The sequence below is a fragment of the Streptomyces sp. NPDC107562 genome (assembly GCF_055657325.1).
This window is the reverse complement of the sequence record NZ_JBVKBE010000006.1, coordinates 296,906-317,660: the sequence shown is the minus strand read 5'-3', so window position 1 is coordinate 317,660 and position 20,755 is coordinate 296,906. Positions and strand designations below refer to the sequence as shown.

20 protein-coding genes are annotated in these 20,755 nt (G+C 72.5%); 10 read left to right on the top strand and 10 right to left on the bottom strand.

The genetic code is table 11. The features are described 5' to 3' along the window. Window positions 1-106: 106 nt before the first annotated feature. Entirely contained in the window at window positions 107-541 is a 435-nt protein-coding gene (locus ACZ7LV_RS19845; RefSeq protein WP_471940864.1) for a hypothetical protein, read from the top strand. On the opposite strand, the gene ACZ7LV_RS19840 is transcribed toward ACZ7LV_RS19845, so the two are convergent. After that, entirely contained in the window at window positions 538-1,800 is a 1,263-nt protein-coding gene (locus ACZ7LV_RS19840) for an SWF or SNF family helicase (RefSeq protein WP_471940863.1), read from the bottom strand. The two genes, ACZ7LV_RS19845 and ACZ7LV_RS19840, sit on opposite strands and share 4 nt — an antisense overlap. Next, window positions 1,797-4,655: a DEAD/DEAH box helicase gene (locus tag ACZ7LV_RS19835; RefSeq protein WP_471940861.1), complete on the bottom strand. Its 2,859-nt coding sequence runs from the start codon at window positions 4,653-4,655 to the stop codon at window positions 1,797-1,799. The genes ACZ7LV_RS19840 and ACZ7LV_RS19835 overlap by 4 nt, the downstream gene beginning before the upstream one ends. Window positions 4,656-4,898: 243 nt before the next feature. Here ACZ7LV_RS19835 and ACZ7LV_RS19830 point away from each other — a divergent pair, with 243 nt between their 5' ends. After that, window positions 4,899-5,081 (top strand): hypothetical protein, encoded by a 183-nt coding sequence (locus tag ACZ7LV_RS19830; RefSeq protein WP_471940860.1) that lies wholly within the window; start codon window positions 4,899-4,901, stop codon window positions 5,079-5,081. Window positions 5,082-5,085: 4 nt separating this feature from the next. On the opposite strand, the gene ACZ7LV_RS19825 is transcribed toward ACZ7LV_RS19830, so the two are convergent. The 4 genes from ACZ7LV_RS19825 to ACZ7LV_RS19810 form a co-directional block, all read right to left on the bottom strand. Then, on the bottom strand, window positions 5,086-6,477 hold the full coding sequence (locus ACZ7LV_RS19825; RefSeq protein ID WP_471940858.1) for a tannase/feruloyl esterase family alpha/beta hydrolase: 1,392 nt from the start codon (window positions 6,475-6,477) through the stop codon (window positions 5,086-5,088). Window positions 6,478-6,705: 228 nt separating this feature from the next. Beyond that, window positions 6,706-7,530 (bottom strand): hypothetical protein, encoded by an 825-nt coding sequence (locus ACZ7LV_RS19820; RefSeq protein WP_471940857.1) that lies wholly within the window; start codon window positions 7,528-7,530, stop codon window positions 6,706-6,708. Between the two features lie 138 nt (window positions 7,531-7,668). Beyond that, window positions 7,669-7,965, bottom strand: coding sequence for a hypothetical protein (locus ACZ7LV_RS19815; RefSeq protein WP_471940856.1), 297 nt, complete (start codon window positions 7,963-7,965; stop codon window positions 7,669-7,671). A 115-nt stretch (window positions 7,966-8,080) separates the two neighbouring features. Next, on the bottom strand, window positions 8,081-8,680 hold the full coding sequence (locus ACZ7LV_RS19810; protein ID WP_471940855.1) for a class I SAM-dependent methyltransferase: 600 nt from the start codon (window positions 8,678-8,680) through the stop codon (window positions 8,081-8,083). Window positions 8,681-8,833: 153 nt separating this feature from the next. Between ACZ7LV_RS19810 and ACZ7LV_RS19805 the strand changes: the two genes are divergently transcribed. The 5 genes from ACZ7LV_RS19805 (at window position 8,834) to ACZ7LV_RS19785 (ending at window position 13,901) form a co-directional block, all read left to right on the top strand. Next, the gene (locus tag ACZ7LV_RS19805) at window positions 8,834-9,607 is read left to right on the top strand and encodes an MHYT domain-containing protein (protein WP_471940854.1); all 774 of its coding nucleotides are present in this window, start codon (window positions 8,834-8,836) and stop codon (window positions 9,605-9,607) included. A 49-nt stretch (window positions 9,608-9,656) separates the two neighbouring features. Then, the gene (locus tag ACZ7LV_RS19800; RefSeq protein WP_471940852.1) at window positions 9,657-12,170 is read left to right on the top strand and encodes a sensor histidine kinase; all 2,514 of its coding nucleotides are present in this window, start codon (window positions 9,657-9,659) and stop codon (window positions 12,168-12,170) included. Then, window positions 12,167-12,604 (top strand): roadblock/LC7 domain-containing protein, encoded by a 438-nt coding sequence (locus ACZ7LV_RS19795; RefSeq protein WP_471940851.1) that lies wholly within the window; start codon window positions 12,167-12,169, stop codon window positions 12,602-12,604. Before ACZ7LV_RS19800 ends, ACZ7LV_RS19795 begins: the two co-directional genes overlap by 4 nt. Window positions 12,605-12,632: 28 nt before the next feature. Next, entirely contained in the window at window positions 12,633-13,046 is a 414-nt protein-coding gene (locus tag ACZ7LV_RS19790) for a DUF742 domain-containing protein (RefSeq protein WP_471940849.1), read from the top strand. A gap of 249 nt (window positions 13,047-13,295) precedes the next feature. Beyond that, complete coding sequence (locus ACZ7LV_RS19785; RefSeq protein WP_471940847.1) at window positions 13,296-13,901, top strand: GTP-binding protein; 606 nt, start codon at window positions 13,296-13,298, stop codon at window positions 13,899-13,901. Between the two features lie 12 nt (window positions 13,902-13,913). On the opposite strand, the gene ACZ7LV_RS19780 is transcribed toward ACZ7LV_RS19785, so the two are convergent. Then, window positions 13,914-14,342, bottom strand: coding sequence for a PPOX class F420-dependent oxidoreductase (locus ACZ7LV_RS19780; RefSeq protein WP_471940846.1), 429 nt, complete (start codon window positions 14,340-14,342; stop codon window positions 13,914-13,916). 94 nt (window positions 14,343-14,436) lie between these two features. On the opposite strand from ACZ7LV_RS19780, the gene ACZ7LV_RS19775 reads away from it, so the two are divergent. Together ACZ7LV_RS19775 and ACZ7LV_RS19770 are read left to right on the top strand one after the other, a co-directional pair. Continuing rightward, window positions 14,437-14,847 (top strand): roadblock/LC7 domain-containing protein, encoded by a 411-nt coding sequence (locus tag ACZ7LV_RS19775; RefSeq protein ID WP_471940844.1) that lies wholly within the window; start codon window positions 14,437-14,439, stop codon window positions 14,845-14,847. Between the two features lie 137 nt (window positions 14,848-14,984). Then, on the top strand, window positions 14,985-16,064 hold the full coding sequence (locus ACZ7LV_RS19770; RefSeq protein WP_471940842.1) for a DUF6397 family protein: 1,080 nt from the start codon (window positions 14,985-14,987) through the stop codon (window positions 16,062-16,064). 39 nt (window positions 16,065-16,103) lie between these two features. Here the strand turns inward: ACZ7LV_RS19770 and ACZ7LV_RS19765 are convergent, their stop codons facing one another. Both ACZ7LV_RS19765 and ACZ7LV_RS19760 read right to left on the bottom strand, forming a co-directional pair. Next, a complete protein-coding gene (locus ACZ7LV_RS19765) occupies window positions 16,104-16,970 on the bottom strand; it encodes an acyl-CoA thioesterase (protein ID WP_471940841.1) in 867 nt (288 codons plus the stop codon). Between the two features lie 19 nt (window positions 16,971-16,989). Continuing rightward, window positions 16,990-19,503 carry a DEAD/DEAH box helicase gene (locus ACZ7LV_RS19760; protein ID WP_471940839.1) on the bottom strand — a complete coding sequence of 838 codons (2,514 nt, stop codon included), beginning with the start codon at window positions 19,501-19,503 and terminating at the stop codon, window positions 16,990-16,992. 145 nt (window positions 19,504-19,648) lie between these two features. Between ACZ7LV_RS19760 and ACZ7LV_RS19755 the strand changes: the two genes are divergently transcribed. Continuing rightward, window positions 19,649-20,443: a metal-dependent hydrolase gene (locus ACZ7LV_RS19755; protein WP_471940838.1), complete on the top strand. Its 795-nt coding sequence runs from the start codon at window positions 19,649-19,651 to the stop codon at window positions 20,441-20,443. A gap of 35 nt (window positions 20,444-20,478) precedes the next feature. Here the strand turns inward: ACZ7LV_RS19755 and ACZ7LV_RS19750 are convergent, their stop codons facing one another. Next, window positions 20,479-20,742, bottom strand: coding sequence for a type B 50S ribosomal protein L31 (locus tag ACZ7LV_RS19750; protein WP_401671744.1), 264 nt, complete (start codon window positions 20,740-20,742; stop codon window positions 20,479-20,481). Window positions 20,743-20,755 lie beyond the last annotated feature (13 nt).

Sequence of the window (20,755 nt, the reverse complement as noted above, 5' to 3'; positions counted from 1 at the left end):
GCCCCCGCGCGGAATGCCACGGAATCGTGTGCTCCATGGCATGAGCCCGTGTCAACCACCGCGCGGGGGTCGCGGCCCAGGTACCCGATTCGGGAACCTGGGCGCCATGGCCATGCCGCCCGTACCCCCTCAGCCGCCCGGACAACCGGGTGACACGCCGCCCCCGGGCGGCGGTTTCGGACCGTCCACCACGCAATTCGGACCGCTGCCCCCGCGACGGCGGCGCGGTCCCCTCCTGCTCGCCCTGGCCGTGCTCGTGGCCGTCGCGGTCCTCGTCGCCGTGGTGGTCCTGATGGACTCCGGGAGCGACGAGTCGCCGGACGGGAAACCGACTGCCGGCACCACCTCCGCGGAACCAAGCGTCGGCGTTCCCGGCGAGCTGCCCTCCGGGCTGCCCACCGAGTTCCCCTCCGTGTTCCCGAGCGGACTGCCGTCACTGCCGACCGGGCTCCCTTCAGGGCTGCCCAGCAACCTGCCGAGCGACCTGCCGAGCGAGCTGGAGTCCCTGATCTCGAACCTTCCGGTCGACGAACTGCCTTAGGGCCCGTCCGCACGCCCTCCGGCGGCGGCCAACGCCGTCGCCGGGTCAGTGTCTCCCGCGCCCGCCGGCACCCAGCGGCCCCCCTCGTCCCGGTACGGCCACCAGCGACCGTCCCGCCCGAGGCGCAGCTGGAGCGGCGCCCCGGTGACCGTCCACCGGTTGCCCCGCGCCCGCAGTGCCGGACGCGCGTCCTCGTCGTCCCAGGCCGCTTCCAGGGCGGCACGCGCGCGTGCGAGGGCTTCGCCCTCGACCTCCCACTCCTCCTCCAGCACGGAGAGCCCCGCCGTACCGCCGTACCGCCACGCCCGCACCGCCGCCGTCAGCTCTTCGGGGCTCCGCCCGGACCCCTCGGCGAGCCGCTCGGCCACGGTCCGCTCAGGAGCGCCCGCCGCCAGCCGTACGGCGTCCTGTGCCACCGTCAGCTCCTGCGCACCCGCGCCCGCCTCCAGCGCCTCGGACAGCAGACGGTGGGCCATCACCGCCGTGCGGGCGGCCAGGAACTCCAGGGCGGCCGGGTCGACGCCGGGCCCGGGCGGGGTCTCGGTGTCGAAGGACGGTGGCGGTCCCGGCTCCGTCGGGAGGGCGGGCGGTGACGGCAACGGGGGCAGGATGTCCGCGGCCGCGTACGCCTCCAGAGCGTCCAGCCCCTCGGGCTCGGCGTACTCGCCGGCCGCCTCCCGCGCGGGTGGCGCACCACGGGTCTGGAGGGCGTCCAGCAGGGCCTGTTCGCCACGCCCCCGCATCAGCAGCAGGACGAAGGGATCCTCGTCGAGCAGCCGGGCCACCTGGTGGCAGAGCGCCGCCGTGTGGCCGCAGTGGTCCCAGGCACCGCAATCGCAGGTGGGCTCCAGATCGCCCATGGCGGGCAGCAGTTCGACACCCGCTGTGGCCGCGTCCTCCACGAGGTGCGGAGGCATCTCGCGGTCGAGCAGCGCCGCGACGTGCCCGGCACGAGCGACCGCCATCTCCAGGAAGTGGTCCCACTGCGCGGCCGACAGCTCCTCCAGCAGCACGTCGGCTCGGTGCGCCGCTCCGTCCCGGTCCTGCACGACCGCGGTGATCCGCCCCGGTCGCACCGACACGGCCCCCACGGCACCCGCACGCGCGAGCCGTCGGCCCGCCTTCACCTGCGCCGCGTCCAACGCCGCGTCCTCCACCGCCTTCAGCCAGGCCCGGCCCCACCAGGTGAGCGCGAAGCCCCTCCCGCGCGCGGGAGGCAACGCGGCGAAGGTGCGTTCCGTCTCGTCGTGACCAGTCATCGCGTTGCCTCTCGCAGCTCCACCAGATCGGCCAGTTCCGCGTCCGTCAGCTCCGTGAGCGCGGCCTCACCGGATCCCAGCACCGCGTCGGCCAGCTGCCGTTTGCGGAGCAGCATCTCGGCGATGCGGTCCTCGATGGTTCCCTCCGCGATCAGCCGGTGCACCTGCACGGGCCGGTCCTGGCCGATGCGGTACGCGCGATCTGTCGCCTGTGCCTCGACGGCGGGGTTCCACCAGCGGTCGTAGTGCACGACGTGCTCGGCGCGCGTGAGGTTCAGGCCCGTGCCCGCCGCCTTCAACGACAGGAGGAACACCGGGACCTCGCCGTCCTGGAAGCGCCGCACCATCGCCTCGCGCGCGGGGACGGGGGTGCCGCCGTGCAGGAACTGCGTGGCCACGCCGCGGTCCGCCAGATGGCGCTCGATCAACCGGGCCATCCCCACGTACTGCGTGAAGACCAGGACGCCGGCCTCCTCGGACAGGATCGTGTCGAGCAACTCGTCCAGCAGTTCCAGCTTTCCCGAGCGCCCGGCGATCCTCGGGCGCTCCTCCTTGAGGTATTGCGCCGGGTGGTTGCAGATCTGCTTCAGGCCGGTCAGCAACTTCATGATCAGCCCCCGCCGCGCCATGTCGTCGGCGTCCGCGATGTCCGCGAGCGTCTCGCGCACCACGGCCTCGTACAACGCCGCCTGTTCCGCGGTGAGCGACACGCTGCGGTCGGTCTCGGTCTTCGGCGGCAGTTCGGGCGCGATGCCCGGATCCGACTTCCGGCGGCGCAGCAGGAACGGCCGCACCAGCCGGGACAGGCGCTCCGCGGCGGCCGGGTCCTGGCCGCCCTCGACGGCCTGTGCGTACCGACTGCGGAACGTGCCGAGGCGGCCGAGCAGCCCCGGGGTGGTCCAGTCGAGGATTGCCCACAGCTCCGAGAGGTTGTTCTCGACGGGCGTGCCACTGAGCGCCACGCGCGCGCGTGCGCCGATGGACCGCAGCTCCCGCGCGGTCGCCGAGTACGGGTTCTTCACGTGCTGTGCCTCGTCCGCGACCACCAGCCCCCACGGCACCTCGGCCAGCCGTCGCGCGTCGAGCCGCATCGTGCCGTACGTCGTCAGGACGAACTCCCCCTCGGCCACGCCCTCCAGGTCGCGTCGGGAGCCGTGGAAGCGGCGCACCGGCGTGCCGGGCGCGAACCTCTCGATCTCCCGCTGCCAGTTGCCCATCAGGGACGTCGGGCAGACCACGAGGGTGGGACCGGCCGTGGCCGGGTCGGACCGGCGGTGCAGATGCAGCGCGATCAGGGTGATCGTCTTGCCGAGTCCCATGTCGTCGGCGAGACAGCAGCCGAGGCCCAGCGACGTCGTCCGGGCCAGCCATGTCAGGCCCCGCCGCTGGTAGTCGCGCAGTTCGGCGGCGAGCGCCGCGGGCTGGCCGACCGGTTCCTGCGCCTCGGGGTCCGCCAGCCGCTCCCGCAGCGCCGCCAGCCAGCCGGTCGGCTCCACCTCGACCCGGCGGCCGTCGACCTCCGCCGAGCCTGTCAGCGCGGCGCCCAGCGCGTCGAGCGGGGTGATCTTGCGGTCCTGCCGCGCGTGGGCGCGGTGTGCCTCCTGCGGGTCGATCAGCACCCATTGGTCACGTAGCCGCACCACCGGGCGGTTCGCCTCGGCGAGCCGGTCCAGCTCGTCACGCGTGAGCTGTCGGCCGCCCAGCGTGAACCTCCAGTCGAACGCGAGCAACGCGTCCGCCGACAGGAAGGACGGCGTGTCCGAGGAGAGCCTGGCCGGGGTCTTCCCGTCGTCCGGCGGCCCGATGACCGCGCGGGCGGTCAGTCCGCGGGCGAGGTCCCTGGGCCAGTGCACGTCGACCCCGGCCCCGGCGAGGGCCGCCGCGCCTTCGCCGAGGAGCTCGGTGACCTCCTCGTCGGCGAGTTCGACGGCGTCCGGCACCGAGGCCGACAGGAGGGGTGTCAGCGCCGGCCAGGCGCGTGCCGCCCGCCGCAGCGCGAGCAGCGCGTCCATCCGCGCGCGGGGCCCGAAGCCCCGTTCGGAGATGCCCGTCCCGGTCCACACCTCCGTGGCGTCCGACACCAGCGAAGGGTCGCTCACGCTGTGGACCTGGAGCACGGCGCGGAAATCCGGTGGGGTGTCGTCGTCCGGCGCCGGACCACACGCCTCGATCCGCAGCGAGATCCGCACGCCCGCGTCGTGCCCTGCGGCGACGTCCGCGGCCCAGACACGGTGTCCGGGCAGGTGCTGCGGCTCCGCTACGGCATAGGCGGGTCCGCCCGTCACGAGCGACGCGGCGGGGGAGCGGGGCAGGGTGTCGGCGACCGCGTCCAGGAAGGCCCGCAGCAGGCGCTCGGGGTCGGGCAACCGCAAGGGCCCGGAGCCGTCCAGCGGTACGGCGTGCGCCTCGGGCGGCATCGCGGCGGCGAGCCGTCGGACGCTCTCCACGTCCTCGACGCGCAGCGGTCCCGCACGCCAGGCGTCGTGGTCACCGGCCGACAGGCCGGGCAGCAGCAGGCCCCGGGCCACGAACCGCAGCCCCAGCAGGGCGGCCGCGCCCCAGAAGACGGCCGACCGGTGTCCGGCCGGGGCGCTGCGCGCCCGCGTGAGGACGGGCAGCGCCGTGCGCACGGGCAGCAGTACGGCCGGCACCGCGGTCAGCTCGACGCCGGCGCCACCGGGCAGCACGACGGCCAGCTCCTCGAGGGTGCCGCCGTGCATGACCACAGCGGCGGTGCCGTCGGGGCGCCAGAAGGCGACGCGGCCGGTGCGTGCCGGGTCACCGGGTACGAACACGGCGCGGCATGCGGCCAGTTCGGTGATTTCGGAGGGGGTTGCCGTGGGAATCCTCTGCACGGAGATGGCTGCATTCCTCAAGTTTGACTAGCCGGGGCGAGGTCGCCGAGAGTACAGCACCTCCTCGCCCGGCCCGGCATGCTGGAGCTGTGACCCCACTCACTCGCTGGTTGTCAGGGGTGACTCGGGGTCGGGCGTCAGGGATGTCTCAGGGTGCGTCTCAGGGGTGCGGCCGGAACCGCAGGAAACGCGGGCCCGTTTTCAGAGCAGAGAGCGGCAGTGGCCGCGAAGGAGGCGACACACATGTCGAAGAACGCGAAGATCGCCGCAGGAGGTGTGGCGGTCGGGCTCATCCTTTGGATCTGGCTGCCTTGGTGGGCCGCGCTGCTCATCGTGCTGGGCGTCCCGACCGCCGCGTACCTCACGCTGGACCCGTCGCAGCGCCGCAGGCTGCGCCGGGTCACGCGCAAGGAGCTGGGCCGCTGAGGCCCTACCGACCCGCGACGGCCTCGCCGTCCAGCGCACACGAGTCGACCACATCACCGCTCGCGGGCCGGCCGACGGTCCGGTCCGCGGGCGGCCGGGTTCCTCGCTCCACCCATGCGACCAGCGCGTCGAAGGCCGATCGGTAGCAGGGCAGGATCGGCCGCAACCGGTCGGGGTGGGAGTCGTAGAGCCCGTCGACATGCGTGCCGCCCTGCACCGTGTAGTAGCGGTGCCACGGCCCACGCCCCCGCCTGTCGACCATGCGCGCGTACACGTCCGAGTCGGCGGCCCGGGGCAGCAGGGAGTCCATGTCCCCGTGCAGCGTGATCAGCGGTTTGCCGATGCGCCCGGTGAGCGCCACCCGGGCCACGGCGCGGTGGACGGAGGACGGACGCGCGGCGTAGTCGTAGTCCGCGTCGGACGCGCAGGGCGCCAGGATCTCCTCGGTCGTGGTCCCGGCCGAAGGCCCCGGGCACGCGGTGTCGTAGGCCGGGTCGAACTCCGCGCGGTAGGTCTTCTGCGTGACACCCCAGTAGGCCTTCTCGTGGTAGGGCCACAGGAACTCCGAGCCCCGCGCGAAACCCACCCCGTACATGTCCTCGTCCGAGGCCGAGCCGTAGGTCCGACCCACCGCGGTGGGCAGGGAGGTGAGCAGGTTCGGGCCGTCCGCCGTCCACAGGGCGCCTTCCCAGTCCACCCCGCCGTCGTACAGCTCCGGATGGTTCTCCAGCTGCCAGCGTGTCAGGTAGCCGCCGTTGGAGATGCCCGTCATGTAGGTGCGGCGCGGGGCGTGCCCGTAGCGCTGGGCCACGGCCTTGCGGGCCGCGCGCGTCAGCTGGGTGGTGCGCGTGTTCCACTCGGCGACCGCGTCGCCGGGCCGGTCGCCGTCGCGGTAGAAGTCGGTGCCGTTGTTGCCCTTGTCGGTCGCGGCGTACGCGTAGCCCTGTGCCAGCACGCGGTCGGAGATCGCCTTGTCCGTCGCGTACTGCCTGCGCGTGCCCGGGGCGCCGGTGACGACGAGCCCGCCGTTCCAGCGGTCCGGCAGCCGGATCACGAACTGGGCGTCATGGCGCCAGCCGTGCGTGGCGTTGAACCGGGAGGAGTCCGGGAAGTAGCCGTCGACCTGCACACCCGGCACCCCGGACGGCGTGCGGGTGGCCTGCGCCGTCAGCCCCGCTTGGTCGGCCAGGTCGGTGTACGGGGTGCCGGCGAGGCCGGTGGTGGTCAGGTCGTCCAGACAGGCCGTCCGCTGAAGCGCCGCGCCCGGCACCCGCACGCGGTCCTGACGCGCGCAGTGAGTGCCGTCCAGGCCCTGGGCGAGGGCCGGGGCCGGCGCCGTGAGGGCAGCCGCGAGCAGGGCGGCGGACAGCAGGGGGACGCCAGGGGATGGACGCATGCGGGCCTCCGGGACGGGACGACGGGGCGCGGCACACGGGCCGAGCCGGGGCTGCCCCATCGTGGGGCGAGTGCCGCGCGTCTTCCATGGAGTGGCACCACATGCTGCCGAGTTGGGGCATGGGGGGCTGACACAGGTGCTGAACTCCCTTGCCACTGAGGAAGGGGAGCGAGGCCGACGGCCTCCGAGACTCCGAAGGGCGCCGGCTCCCCATGACCCCGGCCCGCGTCAGCTCGGCCGTACCGCCATCTTGTCCAGCGCCTCCAGCAGGGCGGGCAGCCTGGGACCACGGCCCACCGGCAGCACCTCGCCCGGCTTCTCGTCGACCAGCAGGAACGCCATGTCGTCGGTCCTCGCCACCAGCGACCAGCCCGGACCGTCCGCGCGCAGGGTCCGTGCCTCGCCCGTGGCGAAGGACGACCGGACACGGCCGAGCGGGGGCGGGGTGTCCACGTACGCGTGCGCCTCCGCGAGGACGCGCCGGATCACGCTGCGTCCCGGACCGGCCGGCTCGTCCCCGGCGGCCTCCTCGTCGCCGACCGGGACGGCGAGCTCCTTGTCGTCGACCTGCTCCCGCCACGACGTCCACTGCACCGCGATCTCGTCGGCCCCCAGCCTGCGCTGGGCCGCCCCCCAGCCCGTGGTGTCCGGCGGCGACAGGGGGTCGCAGCCCGCTTCCTCGGGGTCGGGATCGTGCGGCGCGGGGACCCCGGGTGCGGCGACGGCGACCGCGAGCGGCCAGCCGGGCAGGGCGGCGACCACGGACCGCTCGTCGGGCGAGAGGTCGTACTCCATGCCGCAGTCCCAGGAGGCGATGGCCACCGCCACCAGCGACACGTCGTCCGTGACGACCGTCCACCGCGCGCCCTCGCCGTCCTGGCCGAACACGAGGCCGTACCCGTCTGCGAGCGGAGCGATGCCCAGCGCCGCACAGGCTTCCGGGTAGTCGTCGCCCAGCACGCTCGGGAAGCGCGCAGGCGTCAGCAGCACCGCCGTGAGCACATAGAGCGCGTCGTCCTCGGCGGCGACGGTGTCCGCGTCCGTCCCGGCCATCCCAGCCTCCCCAGGGGTTCGTCCATCGGCGCGCACCCTAGTGCGACCGCGAGCCGCTTGTCACGACTGCGCGGACCACCGGGACCTGCGGTTGTCCGGCCGGACCGGGCCGACAGCTCCCCTTCTGCCGTCCTCCCCTCACGCCGCCGGCAGCCCCAGCAACTCGCGTGCGACCGTCCGCGGCGACTGGTCGCGCTCCCGGGCCAGCGCGATGACGGCCCGGCACGCCAGTTCGTTCACCCCGAAGGACAACGCTTCCGGAGAGACCCACCCCGCCGCCTCGTCGATGCGGTCCTGGTCGTCCTCCGCGCACGCCGAGACGTACGCTGCGGCGGCCTCGAACAGGTTGTGCGCCCGCCGGTCCTGCCCGGCCCCCCGTTCCGCGCGCGCCGTCTCACGGAACCCGGCCCACGCCTTGCGAAGTCTGTCGAACACGGTGACCACCGTCCCCTTCAGGGCGTCCCTCGCCGATCGCTCACCCGCTGCCACTCAACGTAGAGTTGGAGCTGCGGCGGCAGAAGGGGGAAGGCGCGGTGAAGCGCCGATACGGTCAGGCCGCCCGGACCGCCAGCGCGAGGAAGCGGTCGTCCTCATCGACGTAGGACGTCAAGGTCCAGCCCGAACCGGCGAGCAGCGGACGCAGATTGGGCTCCGCGCGCAGGTCTTCCGGGGTGATCCGACGACCCTGCCGGGCGGCGAGCGCGGCCCGGCCGATCGGGTGGAAGAGGGCGAGCCTGCCGCCGGGGCGCACGACACGCGCCAACTCCCCGAGATTGCGGGCGGGGTGGGGCAGGTGGGCGATCAGACCGGCCGCGAACACTGCGTCGAGCGCCTCCGAGCGCAGCGGCAGCGCGGCCACGTCGGCGAGCAGCAGCCGCCCGTCACTGTCGCGTCCGGCCCGCGCGGCGGCCTGCAGCATGGCCGGGGTCAGATCGACGCCGAGGACCACTCCCGAGGCGCCCACGGCCGCTCGCAGCGGCGGCAGGGCGCGCCCGGTGCCGCAGCCCGCGTCGAGGACGCGGCCCCCCTCCGGCAGACCGAGCTCGCCGACCGCGGCCGCGTAGGCGGGGCCGTCGTCGGGGAACCGGCGGTCCCAGTCGGCCGCGCGGGCCGTGAAGAACTCCTGGACGTGCGTACGGTCGTCGCTCATGTTCGGCATGATCCCTCACTGTGTCGGAGGGACGCCCCTGCGCACATGTTCGAACGGGAGGCGATCGTTCAGGTGCATATCTGCGTCATATTCCAACACCTTTCGAAATGCGCCCCCTTTGTGCTCCCGTGCTCCCACTAGCGTCCCGTGGCCATGGGACACCTGGACCACGCCGCCCTCGGCTGGCTGACACCCGTACTGTCGTACGTCATGGCCTGCACAGGCGCCGCTCTCGGCCTGCGCTGCACGGTCCGCGCGCTCGGCGCCACCGGACGCTCGCGCCGCAACTGGCTGATCACGGCCGCCTCGGCCATCGGAACCGGCATCTGGACCATGCACTTCGTGGCCATGCTCGGCTTCAGCGTCAGCGGGACCGAGATCCGCTACGACGTGCCGCTCACCGTTCTCAGCCTGCTCGTGGCCATGATCGTCGTCAGTGCCGGCGTCTTCGCCGTCGGCTACGGCCGCGACCGGGCCCGCGCGCTGCTCATCGGCGGTCTGACCACCGGGCTGGGCGTCGCGAGCATGCACTACCTGGGCATGGCGGCGGTTCGCCTGCACGGTGACGTGACGTACGACCCGATGCGGGTCGCCCTCTCGGTCGTGATCGCCGTGGTCGCGGCGACCGCGGCCCTGTGGGCGGCGCTCAACATCAAGTCGCCCGTCGCGGTCACCGTCGCCTCCCTCGTCATGGGGGTGGCCGTGAGCAGCATGCATTACACCGGGATGTTCGCGGTGCGCGTGCAGGTCACGCCCTCCGGCGAGGTCCTGCCCGGGGCCACGGCGATGCAGTTCGTCTTCCCCCTCGCCGTCGGCCTCGGGTCCTACCTCTTCCTGACCTCCGCCTTCGTGGCGCTGTCTCCGACGGCCGGCGAGCGCGAGGCATCCGCGTCGGCCCAACGGCCCGTCGGGAGCGCCGCCCACTGAAGGCGCACCTCCACGGTCCGCACCCGAACACTCCCCGAACGAGGAGGCCATGCGTACCACCCGCAGGAAATCCGGCACAGGCGCCGAGACGCCGCCCACCACCCCCGCGCGCGGCCGCCGCGCCCACGCCGGACCGCCGGCCGACGAATCCCCCCAGGACACCGCGGACGTGGCGGCGACGGGTGGTCCCCCGCGCGCGCGGGAGCGCTGGCACATCCGTCCGCGCACCGTGCGCGCCAAGATCGTCTGCCTGCTGATGGTGCCCGCCGTGTCACTGCTGGCCCTGTGGGCGTACGCCACCGTGAGCACCTTCCAGGACGTCGCGCGGCTACGGCAGTTGCAGCGCGTGGACTCCGACGTCCGCGCCCCCGTCGCGGCCACCGTGGCCGCGCTCCAGGCCGAACGCGCCGCCGCCGTACGGCACGCCACCGACCCCTCGGCCGGCGCCGGCGGCGAGCTGCGGCGCCACGCCGAGCGCACGGACCTGGCGGTGGCGCGGTTGCGGCTCGGCGACCACAACACCGTCGCCGAGGGACAGGAACTGCCCCAGGGAGTCGCCATGCGGCTCGACACCTTCGTCACGGGCACCGAGGGGCTGCGGACGCTGCGGGCCGACGTACTGGACCGACGCGCCGGATGGCACGAGGCCTACGAGCAGTACACGAACACCATCGCCACGGCCTTCGGCGTGGGCGGCGCCCTCACCGGCATCCAGGACGCCGAGCTCGGCTCCGACGCGCGCGTGCTGCTGGAGTTCTCCCGCGCGGGCGAGGCCCTCGCCCGGGAGGACGTGCTGCTGTCCAGCGCCAGGCTCGCCGGCGGCCTGGACGGTGAGCGGCTGCGGCTGTTCACCGGAGCGGTCGACACCCGCCGCACCCTCACCGACGGCGCCGTCGCCGACCTGCGCGGCGACGAGCGCGCCGCCTGGCGCGACCTCGCCGGCGGCGTGGACTACGCCGCCATGGTCGCCGTCGAGGACAAGGTCCTGACCAGCAGGCCGGGGCCCGGGGCGATCAAGGCGGCGCCCGAGGCCGACTGGACCCCGGCACACGCGCGCGTGCAGGGCGGTATGCGCGGCATCGAGCAGGACGCGGCGCGGGGTGTGGCCGACCGGGCCGACCCGTTCGCCCGTGGCCTGCTCACGCCCGCGGGGGCCGCCGTACTCTTCGGCCTGGCCGCCGTCGCCGCGTCCCTCGTCATCTCCGTACGCATCGGGCGCGGCCTGGTCGTCGAACTGATCAGCCTGCGCAACGGCGCGCTGGAGATCGCCCGCCGCAAACTCCCCGAGGCCATGCGCAGACTGCGCGCCGGGGAGGAGATCGACATCCGGGCCGAGGCGCCGCCGGGGACGCCCGCCGAGGACGAGGTCGGCCAGGTCGCCGAGGCTCTCGGGACGGTCCACCGGGCCGCGCTGCGCGCCGCGGTGGAACGCGCCGAGCTCGCCAGCGGCATCTCCGGCGTCTTCGTCAACCTTGCCCGCCGCAGCCAGGTCCTCGTGCACCGCCAGCTGACCCTGCTGGACAGCATGGAACGCCGCTCCGACGACCCGAACGAACTGAGCGACCTGTTCCGGCTCGACCACCTCACCACCCGGATGCGACGGCACGCCGAGAGCCTGATCATCCTCTCCGGTGCGGCGCCCGGCCGGGCCTGGCGCATGCCGGTCTCCCTGACGAACGTGGTCCGCGCGGCCGTCTCCGAGATCGAGGACTACGCGCGCGTGGAGGTGCGTCAGCTGCCCGAAGCCCTCGTCGTCGGCGCCGCCGTGGCCGACCTCACCCATCTGCTGGCCGAGCTCGTCGAGAACGCCGCCCAGTTCTCACCCCCGCACACGCGCGTGCGGGTCACCGGAGAGCCCGTCGGCAACGGCTACGCCGTCGAGGTGGAGGACCGCGGCCTCGGCATGGGCAAGGAGACCCTCGCCGAGGCCAACCGCCGTATCGCCCAGTCCGAGGCGCTGGACCTCTTCGACAGCGACCGGCTCGGCCTCTTCGTCGTCAGCAGGCTCGCCGCGCGCCACGAGATCAAGGTGCACCTGCGCACCTCCCCCTACGGCGGTACCACCGCGGTCGTCCTGCTGCCCACCGCGCTGCTGCACAGTGGTGTGCCGGAACGTTCCGGCGCCAAGTCGGCGGACCCGGAGCACGCGTACGCGCGCGTGCCGGGCGGACCCGGCCCCCAGGAGGCCGTTCCCACCACCGGTGACCGGCCGGCCCTGGTGGCCCCCGTCCCGGCCACGGCGCGGACCGGCCCCGAAACCCCGCCCCCCGGAGTCACCACCTTGCGCCTGCACCGTCCCCCCGACCCCGACGAAGGATCCGAGAACCTCCCCCGCCGGGTACGGCAGGCCAGTCTCGCCCCCCAACTGCGCGAGCGTCGCCCCCCTGACCCGCCGCAGCCGTCCGCCCCCCACGACGACGACCGGCGCACCCCCGAACTCGTACGTGACCGCATGGCGGCCTACCGCGACGGATGGGCCCGCGGTGGCGGCCGCCCAGCCGGCCGCGGTAGCGCACCCGATCCCGCAGGCGGCAGTGACAGCAGCGAAGGAGACCCCGCATGATCCAGGACCCGGGCATGAGAGCCGCGCAGAGTTCCGGCGAACTCGACTGGCTGCTGGACGACTTGGTGTTGCGCGTGCACGAGGTACGGCACGCCGTGGTGCTCTCCAACGACGGACTCGCCGTGGGCTCCTCGACCGCACTAGGCCGCGAGGACGCCGAACACCTCGCCGCCGTCGCCTCCGGCTTCCACAGCCTGGCCAAGGGGGCCGGCCGGCACTTCGGTGCCGGCGGAGTGCGCCAGACCATGGTGGAGATGGACGACGCCTTCCTCTTCGTGGCCGCCGCCGGAGAAGGCTCCTGTCTGGCGGTCCTGACCGCCGTCACCGCCGACATAGGCCTCGTCGCCTACGAGATGGCGCGGCTGGTGAAACGCGTCGGCGAGCACCTCTACACGGCGCCGCGCATGAACGCGCGGCCCCCCGCCGCCGGTTGAGGCGAGAAGGAGAAGGCGGTCCGCACGGATGACCGAGGACATCATGGGCACCCCGCACGAGCAGGGCAGCCAGTGGTACGACGGCGAGGCGGGCCCGCTGGTGCGGCCGTACGCCATGACGGGCGGCCGCACCCAGCCCGGGCCCTCCGGGGTGCGCTTCGACCTCATCGCCCTGGTCAGCCTCGACCCGGGCGCCCCTCACCTCGACGACGACCCCGCACTCGGGCCCGAGCACCGGACTCTGGTCGACCTGTGCCGCGACGAGACCCAGTCCGTCGCCGAACTCGCGGCGGACGCCGACCTTCCCGTCGGCGTGGTCCGGGTACTCCTGGGAGACCTCCTGGAGCTGGGCCGCGTGACCGTCAGCCGCCCCGTACCCCCCGCCCAGCTCCCCGACGAGCGGATTCTGCGCGAGGTCATCGACGGACTGCGGGCCCTGTAGATGAACGCACACGACAACCCGCGCGTGTACCGGCGCACAGACCGCCGAGTTGCGCACCTTTGTGGGCGCGGAACGCATGCGAGTCGGTCACATCAGGCAAAGAGCGGTCCGAGCGCCCTGCGGCGACCCGCCGTTGCCATGATGCTGCCTTCGCGCACGAGCACCGAAACCGTGTGCGGACGCCGTGTCGCGGCGTGGCACGCGCGTACCGACGTCGACCCTTGCCGGCACTCCCGAGAGAAGTGATCGATGGTCTCCGAGACGTCCGACGCCACCGAGGGCGAGACCGCCGCCCTGGCGTTGAAGATACTGGTCGCCGGCGGATTCGGCGTGGGCAAGACCACCCTGGTCGGCGCGGTCAGCGAGATCAGGCCCCTGCGTACCGAGGAACTACTGAGCGAGGCGGGCCAGTTGGTGGACGACACCGACGGCGTGGACCACAAGGTCACGACCACGGTCGCCATGGACTTCGGCCGCATCACCATCCGCTCCGGGCTCTCCCTGTACCTGTTCGGCACGCCGGGACAGGACCGCTTCTGGTTCCTCTGGGACGAACTCTCGCAGGGAGCGCTGGGGGCGGTCGTCCTGGCCGACACGCGGCGCCTGGAGGACTGCTTCCCCGCGGTGGACTACTTCGAGCACCGCCACATCCCTTTCGTGGTGGCGGTCAACTGCTTCACAGGAGCCCGGGCCTACGGCGCGCAGGACGTCTGCCGCGCGCTGGACCTCGACCGGGGCACTCCGGTGGTGCTCTGTGACGCGCGGGACCGTGACTCCGGCAAGGAGGTACTGATCCGGCTCGTCGAGTACGCCGGGCGGGTGCACACCGCCCGGCTGCTCGACTCCGTGGGCTGACCGGTCAGGGGCTTAGCCCGCGACGGCCTTCTGGGCCAGGACCTTGTCGATCGAGACCCGTACCAGGAGCTCTCCCGGCTGGCCATTGCGTTCCCCGTACGCCTCGGCGTTCTCCTCGCCCATGTACCGGGCGGCGATGCGGGTGGCCCACTCCCGGAGTTCGCCGAGGTCCTCCGAGAGCCGAGCGCGCCCCTGCACGACGACGAAGTCGAACGGCGGCCGGTCGTCGTCCACGCAGAGGGCGACCCGCCCGTCCCGGGCCAGATTGCGCCCCTTCACGCTTTCCTTGGAGGTGTTGAACACCAGGTCGTCCCCGTCCAGCAGGAACCAGATCGGTGCCACATGCGGGCTGCCGTCGGCCCGTACGGTGGACAGCTTCGCGGTGCGGGTGCCTTGCGACAGGAAGGCCCGCCATTCCGTGTCGGTCATCTTCTGTGCCATGCCCCCATCCTGCTTGCCCGTCAGCCGGACGTGGTGAAGGCTGGCGGAGAGATCCTCCGGCCAGGGGGAGTCGTCACACGGGGAGATCGACATCATGGTGCACAAGGGACTGGGCTGGTTGCTGGACGACTTGACCGAGCGCGTGGAGCATGTGCGGCACGCGCTCGTCCTGTCCAACGACGGACTGGTGACAGGGGCGAGCACGGGTCTGCGGCGCGAGGACGCCGAACACCTCGCCGCCGTCGCGTCGGGACTCCACAGCCTGGCCAAGGGATCGGGGCGGCACTTCGGGGCGGGCCAGGTGCGCCAGACGATGGTCGAGTTCGACGACGCGGTGCTGTTCGTCACGGCCGCCGGCAGCGGGAGCTGCCTGTGCGTACTGAGCGCGGCCGAGGCCGACATCGGTCAGATCGCCTACGAGATGACACTGCTCGTCAACCGGGTCGGTGAGCACCTCGGTGTGGACGCACGCCAACCTGAGCGGTTCCCGTCCACAGAGCTCTGACCTGCGGCTTCAGCCGTCCCCGCGGAGTTATCCACAGGCTCGCCAGGCGATCGGCCGGAGCGGCTACGGTGGTGTGACCGCGAGCGCACGGAGCGTGAGCGGAGTCATCGACCACGACGCCACGGGGGAGACAGGCCATGTCGGGCAACACCATCGCGAGTCCGGAAGTCCTCGGATACTCACCGAGCCGTGCCGCACGCGAACTGGGACTGAAGCGACGCGAATTCGATCTCGCGGTGAATCTCGGGCGGATCCGCACGCTGCCCGACGAGGGTGGCGGAGGGTGCCGCGTCGCACGCACCGAGATCGAGCGGTTGCGCGCGGAGGACGGCTTCCCGGAGGGGCTGCTCGCCCGGGTGCGGACCGTGAGCACGAACGAGGCCGCCCACCTCATGGGCGTGACGGGTGACCGGTTCTCGCGCCTGGCCCGGCTGGGGCTGGTCGCGCCGGTCGCGTTCTACCTGAACCGCTATCGCACGCTCGTGTGGCTCTATCTGGCCGACGAGGTCTGCCAATTCGCGGCCGACGAGCAGAACGCGGCGTTGGTGAAGGGCCGTGCGCTGCCCGAGGGGCTCCGGGCCCGGCTGCGGGACGGCGTCGATCTGCGCCCCCGTAACTGGCGGGGTCGCCACCTGGGGTTCCTGCTGCGCCGGGCCCAGGATCCCTGGGAGCGGGCCGGTGCGCTGGCCGCGCTGCTGGGTCCCGTGCAGGTCGCGGAGATCGTCAAGGACCCCTACGAACGCGCACAGGTGAACCGGTTCCGTCCGGGGCCGCCGACCCACGGCGCCCCCGGCTCACCGTCGGCGCAGCTCGTCGAGAGCCTCATGACGGCCGACGAACCGGACGAGATCGACTGGCTGCGGGCCGACCTCGCCCACGTCCTGGACGAGGCCCGCGCCCACCGGCCGGCGCCACGACCGACCCCTCGGGCCGAGCGCGGGGCCGACCACGGTGACGCGCGCACCGAGAAACGCGGGGCCGAGCAGGGCGACACGTGCCGAGCGGAGCGCCGCGGGGATCACGGTGACGCGCGGCATGGAGCGCGCGCGGCCGCATCCGCGCACACGGGCCGTGCGGTGCGACGGCCGGGAACCGCGCACGGACAGCGCCCGCCCGTGTCCCGACCCCGCACACGTCCTGCCCCAGCACAACCCGACGCGCCCGATCGGGAACGTGGGCGAGGACTGCTGAGCCGGCTCCTTCGCAGAAACCCGTGAAGGCCGCCCCGACGACCGGACGCCTCTGGTGCAGCGCGGCTACAGCGCCCTGAACAGCCCTTCCTGGACGACCGACACCAGCAGACGGCCTTCCAGGTCGTAGATCCGCCCGCGGGCGAGCCCTCGCCCGCCGGTCGCGATCGGCGACTCCTGGTCGTACAGGAACCACTCGTCCGCGCGGAACGGCCGATGGAACCACATCGCGTGGTCCAGCGACGCCATGTCGAAGCCGCGCGGCCCCCACAGGGGCTCGACGGGGATGCGCACCGCGTCCAGCAGGGTCATGTCGCTGGCGTACGTCAGGGCGCAGGTGTGCACCAGCGGGTCGTCACCGAGCGGCCCGACGGCGCGCATCCACACGGCGCTGCGCGGTTCCGCGCCCTTGACGTCCTCGGGCGTCCAGCGCAGCCGGTCGACGTACCTGATGTCGAACGGCTGGCGGCGCGCCATCCGCTCCAACTGCTCGGGCAGCGCGCCCAGATGCTTCCGGATCTCCTCGGTGACGGTCGGCAGGGACTCCGGGTCCGGCACCTCGCGGGCGGGCGGCAGCTGGTGCTCGAAGCTCCCTTCCTCAGGCTGGTGAAAGGAGGCGGTGAGGTTGAAGATCGTGCGGCCCTGCTGCACGGCCGTGACCCGGCGGGTCGTGAACGACCGCCCGTCACGGACCCGTTCGACCTGGTACACGATCGGCACGCCCGGTCGCCCGGGGCGCAGGAAGTACGCGTGCAACGAGTGCACCGGCCGGTCGCCCTCGGTGGTGCGCCCGGCAGCGACCAGCGCCTGTCCGGCCACCTGGCCGCCGAAGACCCGTTGCAGCGACTCCTCGGGGCTGCGCCCCCGGAAGATGTTGACCTCGATCTGCTCCAGGTCGAGCAGGTCGACGAGCTTCTCGGCCGGGTTTGTCATGACTGTCTGTCTCCTGTGCTCACAGCTGGCCGACGTCGGTGACGCGGACCACGGCACGGCCTTCGGCGTCGGAGGCCGCAAGATCGATCTCGGCGCTGATGCCCCAGTCGTGATCGTCGTTGGGGTCGTCGAAGATCTGCCGCACGCGCCACAGCCCGTGCTCCGGCTCCTCCTCGATCAGCAGCAGCTTGGGGCCGCGGGCGTCGGGGCCGGTGCCGAGGTCGTCGTACTCGTCCCAGTACTTGTCCATCGCCTCGCCCCAGGCGTCGGCGTCCCACCCGGCGTCGGCGTCCAGTTCGCCCAGCTCCGCCACCTGGTCGAGGGCGGCCAACTCGACGCGTCGGAACAGGGCGTTGCGGACCAGGACCCGGAAGGCGCGCGCGTTGGAGGTGACCGGCTTGACCTGGTCGGCCTTCTCCTGAGCCTCCTCGGCGGTCATCTCCGCCGGGTTGGCCAGCTGCTCCCACTCGTCCAGGAGGCTGGAGTCGACCTGACGCACCATCTCGCCGAGCCACTCGATCAGGTCCTGGAGATCCTCGGACTTGAGGTCGTCCGGGATGTTGTGCTCCAGGGCCTTGTACGCGCTGGCCAGGTAGCGCAGCACGATGCCCTCGGTGCGGGCCAGCTCGTAGAACGAGACCAACTCCGTGAAGGACATGGCACGTTCGTACATGTCCCGGATGACGGACTTCGGGGACAGCGGATGGTCGCCGACCCACGGGTGGCTCTTGCGGTACGTGTTGTACGCGTGGAAGAGGAGCTCCTCCAGCGGCTTCGGGTAGGAGACGTCCTGGAGCCGCTCCATGCGCTCCTCGTACTCGACGCCGTCCGCCTTCATCGCGGCCACGGCCTCGCCGCGCGCCTTGTTCTGCTGGGCGGCGAGGATCTGGCGCGGGTCGTCCAGCGTGGACTCCACCACGGACACCATGTCCAGCGCGTACGACGGCGAGTCGGGGTCCAGCAGCTCGAAGGCGGCGAGGGCGAAGGTGGACAGCGGCTGGTTCAGCGCGAAGTCCTGCTGAAGGTCCACGGTGAGGCGGACGATGCGGCCCTCGGCGTCCGGGTGGTCCAACTTCTCGACGATGCCGCCGTCCAGCAACGAGCGGTAGATGGCGATCGCCCGCCGGATGTGCCGCAGCTGCTGCTTGCGCGGCTCGTGGTTGTCCTCCAGGAGGTGGCGCATCGCCGCGAAGGCGTTGCCGGGCCTGGCGATCACGGACAGCAGCATGGTGTGCGTGACCCGGAAGCGGGACGTCAGCGGCTCCGGCTCGGAGGCGATCAGCCTCTCGAAGGTGTCGTCGCTCCAGGCGACGAAGCCCTCCGGCGCCTTCTTGCGGACGACCTTCCGGCGCTTCTTCGGGTCGTCGCCCGCCTTGGCGAGCGCCTTCTCGTTCTCGATCACGTGCTCGGGCGCCTGAGCGACCACGAAGCCCGCCGTGTCGAAGCCCGCACGCCCGGCGCGCCCGGCGATCTGGTGGAACTCACGTGCGCGCAGCGTGCGCACCCGGCTGCCGTCGTACTTGGTGAGGGCGGTGAACAGCACCGTGCGGATGGGTACGTTGACGCCCACGCCCAGCGTGTCCGTACCGCAGATGACCTTGAGCAGTCCGGCCTGGGCGAGCTTCTCCACCAGGCGGCGGTACTTGGGCAGCATGCCGGCGTGGTGCACGCCGATGCCGTGCCGAACGTAGCGGGAGAGGTTGCTGCCGAACTTGGTGGTGAAGCGGAAGTTGCCGATCAGCGCGGCGATCTGCTCCTTCTCCTCACGCGAGCACATGTTGATGCTCATCAGCGCCTGCGCCCGCTCCACCGCCTGGGCCTGGGTGAAGTGCACGATGTAGACGGGCGCCTGCTTGGTGTCCAGCAGCTCGGTCAGCGTCTCCGTGAGCGGGGAGCGGCGGTACTCGTAGGAGAGGGGGACCGGACGCGTCGCCGAGCGGACGACGGAGGTCGGACGGCCGGTGCGCCGGGTGAGGTCCTTCTCGAACATCGAGACGTCGCCGAGGGTGGCCGACATGAGGACGAACTGCGCCTGCGGCAGTTCGAGCAGGGGGATCTGCCAGGCCCAGCCGCGGTCCGGCTCCGCGTAGAAATGGAACTCGTCCATCACGACCTGGCCGATGTCCGCGTGCCGGCCGTCGCGCAGCGCGATCGAGGCGAGCACCTCGGCGGTGCAGCAGATGACCGGGGCATCGGCGTTCACGGAGGCGTCGCCGGTGAGCATGCCGACGTTCTCCGTGCCGAAGAGCTTGCACAGCTCGAAGAACTTCTCCGAGACCAGCGCCTTGATCGGAGCCGTGTAGAACGTGACCTCGTCCCGGGCCAGCGCGGCGAAGTGGGCGCCCGCGGCGATCATGCTCTTGCCGGAGCCGGTCGGCGTCGACACGATCACGTTCGCGCCGGAGACCGCCTCGATCAGCGCCTCCTCCTGATGGGGGTAGAGCGTGAGACCGCGCTCCTGTGCCCACGACTCGAAGGCTTCGTAGAGGGCGTCGGGGTCGGCGGTCTGCGGCAGCTGATCGATGAGGGTCACGCCCCCATCTTGCCTGGCCTTCGGACCGATGCGGGAATCGGATGCCCGCATGAAGATCGCGAACGCTACGCTGTGTCGCCGACACGACGTCAGCGCACCAAGTCAACTGGACAGCGGCGCACGAAGGATGGGGCGGGCAGCGGCAATGATGGGACCAGCACACTCTCTCTCGGGCGCCGCGGCCTGGCTCGGCGTCGGAGCCGCCGCCACCGCGGCAGGGCACGGAATGCCCTGGCCTGTCCTGCTGTGCGGCGCCCTGATCTGCGCCGGTGCCGCGCTCGCCCCCGACCTCGACCACAAGGCCGCCACCATCTCGCGGTCCTTCGGTCCGTTGTCGCGCTGGCTCTGCGAGATCGTCGACAAGCTCTCCTACGCCGTCTACAAGGCCACGAAGAAGCCGGCCGACCCCCGTCGCTCCGGGGGACACCGCACGCTCACCCACACCTGGCTGTGGGCGGTCCTGATCGGCGCGGGCGCCTCGGTGCTGGCGATAACGGGCGGGCGCTGGGCGGTGCTGGCGATCCTCTTCGTCCACATGGTGCTGGCCATCGAGGGCCTGCTGTGGCGGGCGACCCGCGGAGCCAGCGCCGACGTCCTGGTGTGGCTGCTGGCCGCGACGAGCGCCTGGATCATCGCCGGTGTCCTGGACCAGCCGGGCAACGGGGCGGACTGGCTGTTCACGGAGCCGGGCCAGGAGTACCTCTGGCTGGGCCTGCCGATCGTCCTCGGCGCGCTGGTGCACGACATCGGGGACGCGCTGACCGTCTCGGGCTGCCCGGTACTGTGGCCGATTCCGGTGGGCCGCAAGCGGTGGTACCCGATCGGTCCGCCGAAGGCCATGCGGTTCCGCGCGGGCAGCTGGGTGGAGCTGAAGGTGCTGATGCCGGCGTTCATGGTGCTCGGGGGAGTGGGCGGCGCGGCGGCGCTCAACGTGATCTGAGGCCCCGCACGGCACACGCAGACGACGCGGAGCGGTCAGTCGGTGCCCTGGCGCGTCCCTTCACCGTAGCGGCGTTCGAAGCGGGCGACCCGGCCCTCGGTGTCCACCGTGCGGGCCTTGCCGGTGTAGAAGGGATGGCTCTCCGAGGAGATCTCGACGTCCACGACGGGGTAGGTCTCGCCGTCGTCCCACTCGATGGTCTGCTCGCTGGTCGCGGTGGACCGGGTCAGGAAGGCGTACCCGGCGGAGCGGTCCCGGAAGACGACCTGGTGGTAGTCGGGGTGCTTGTCCTGCTGCATGGCTACTCCTCGT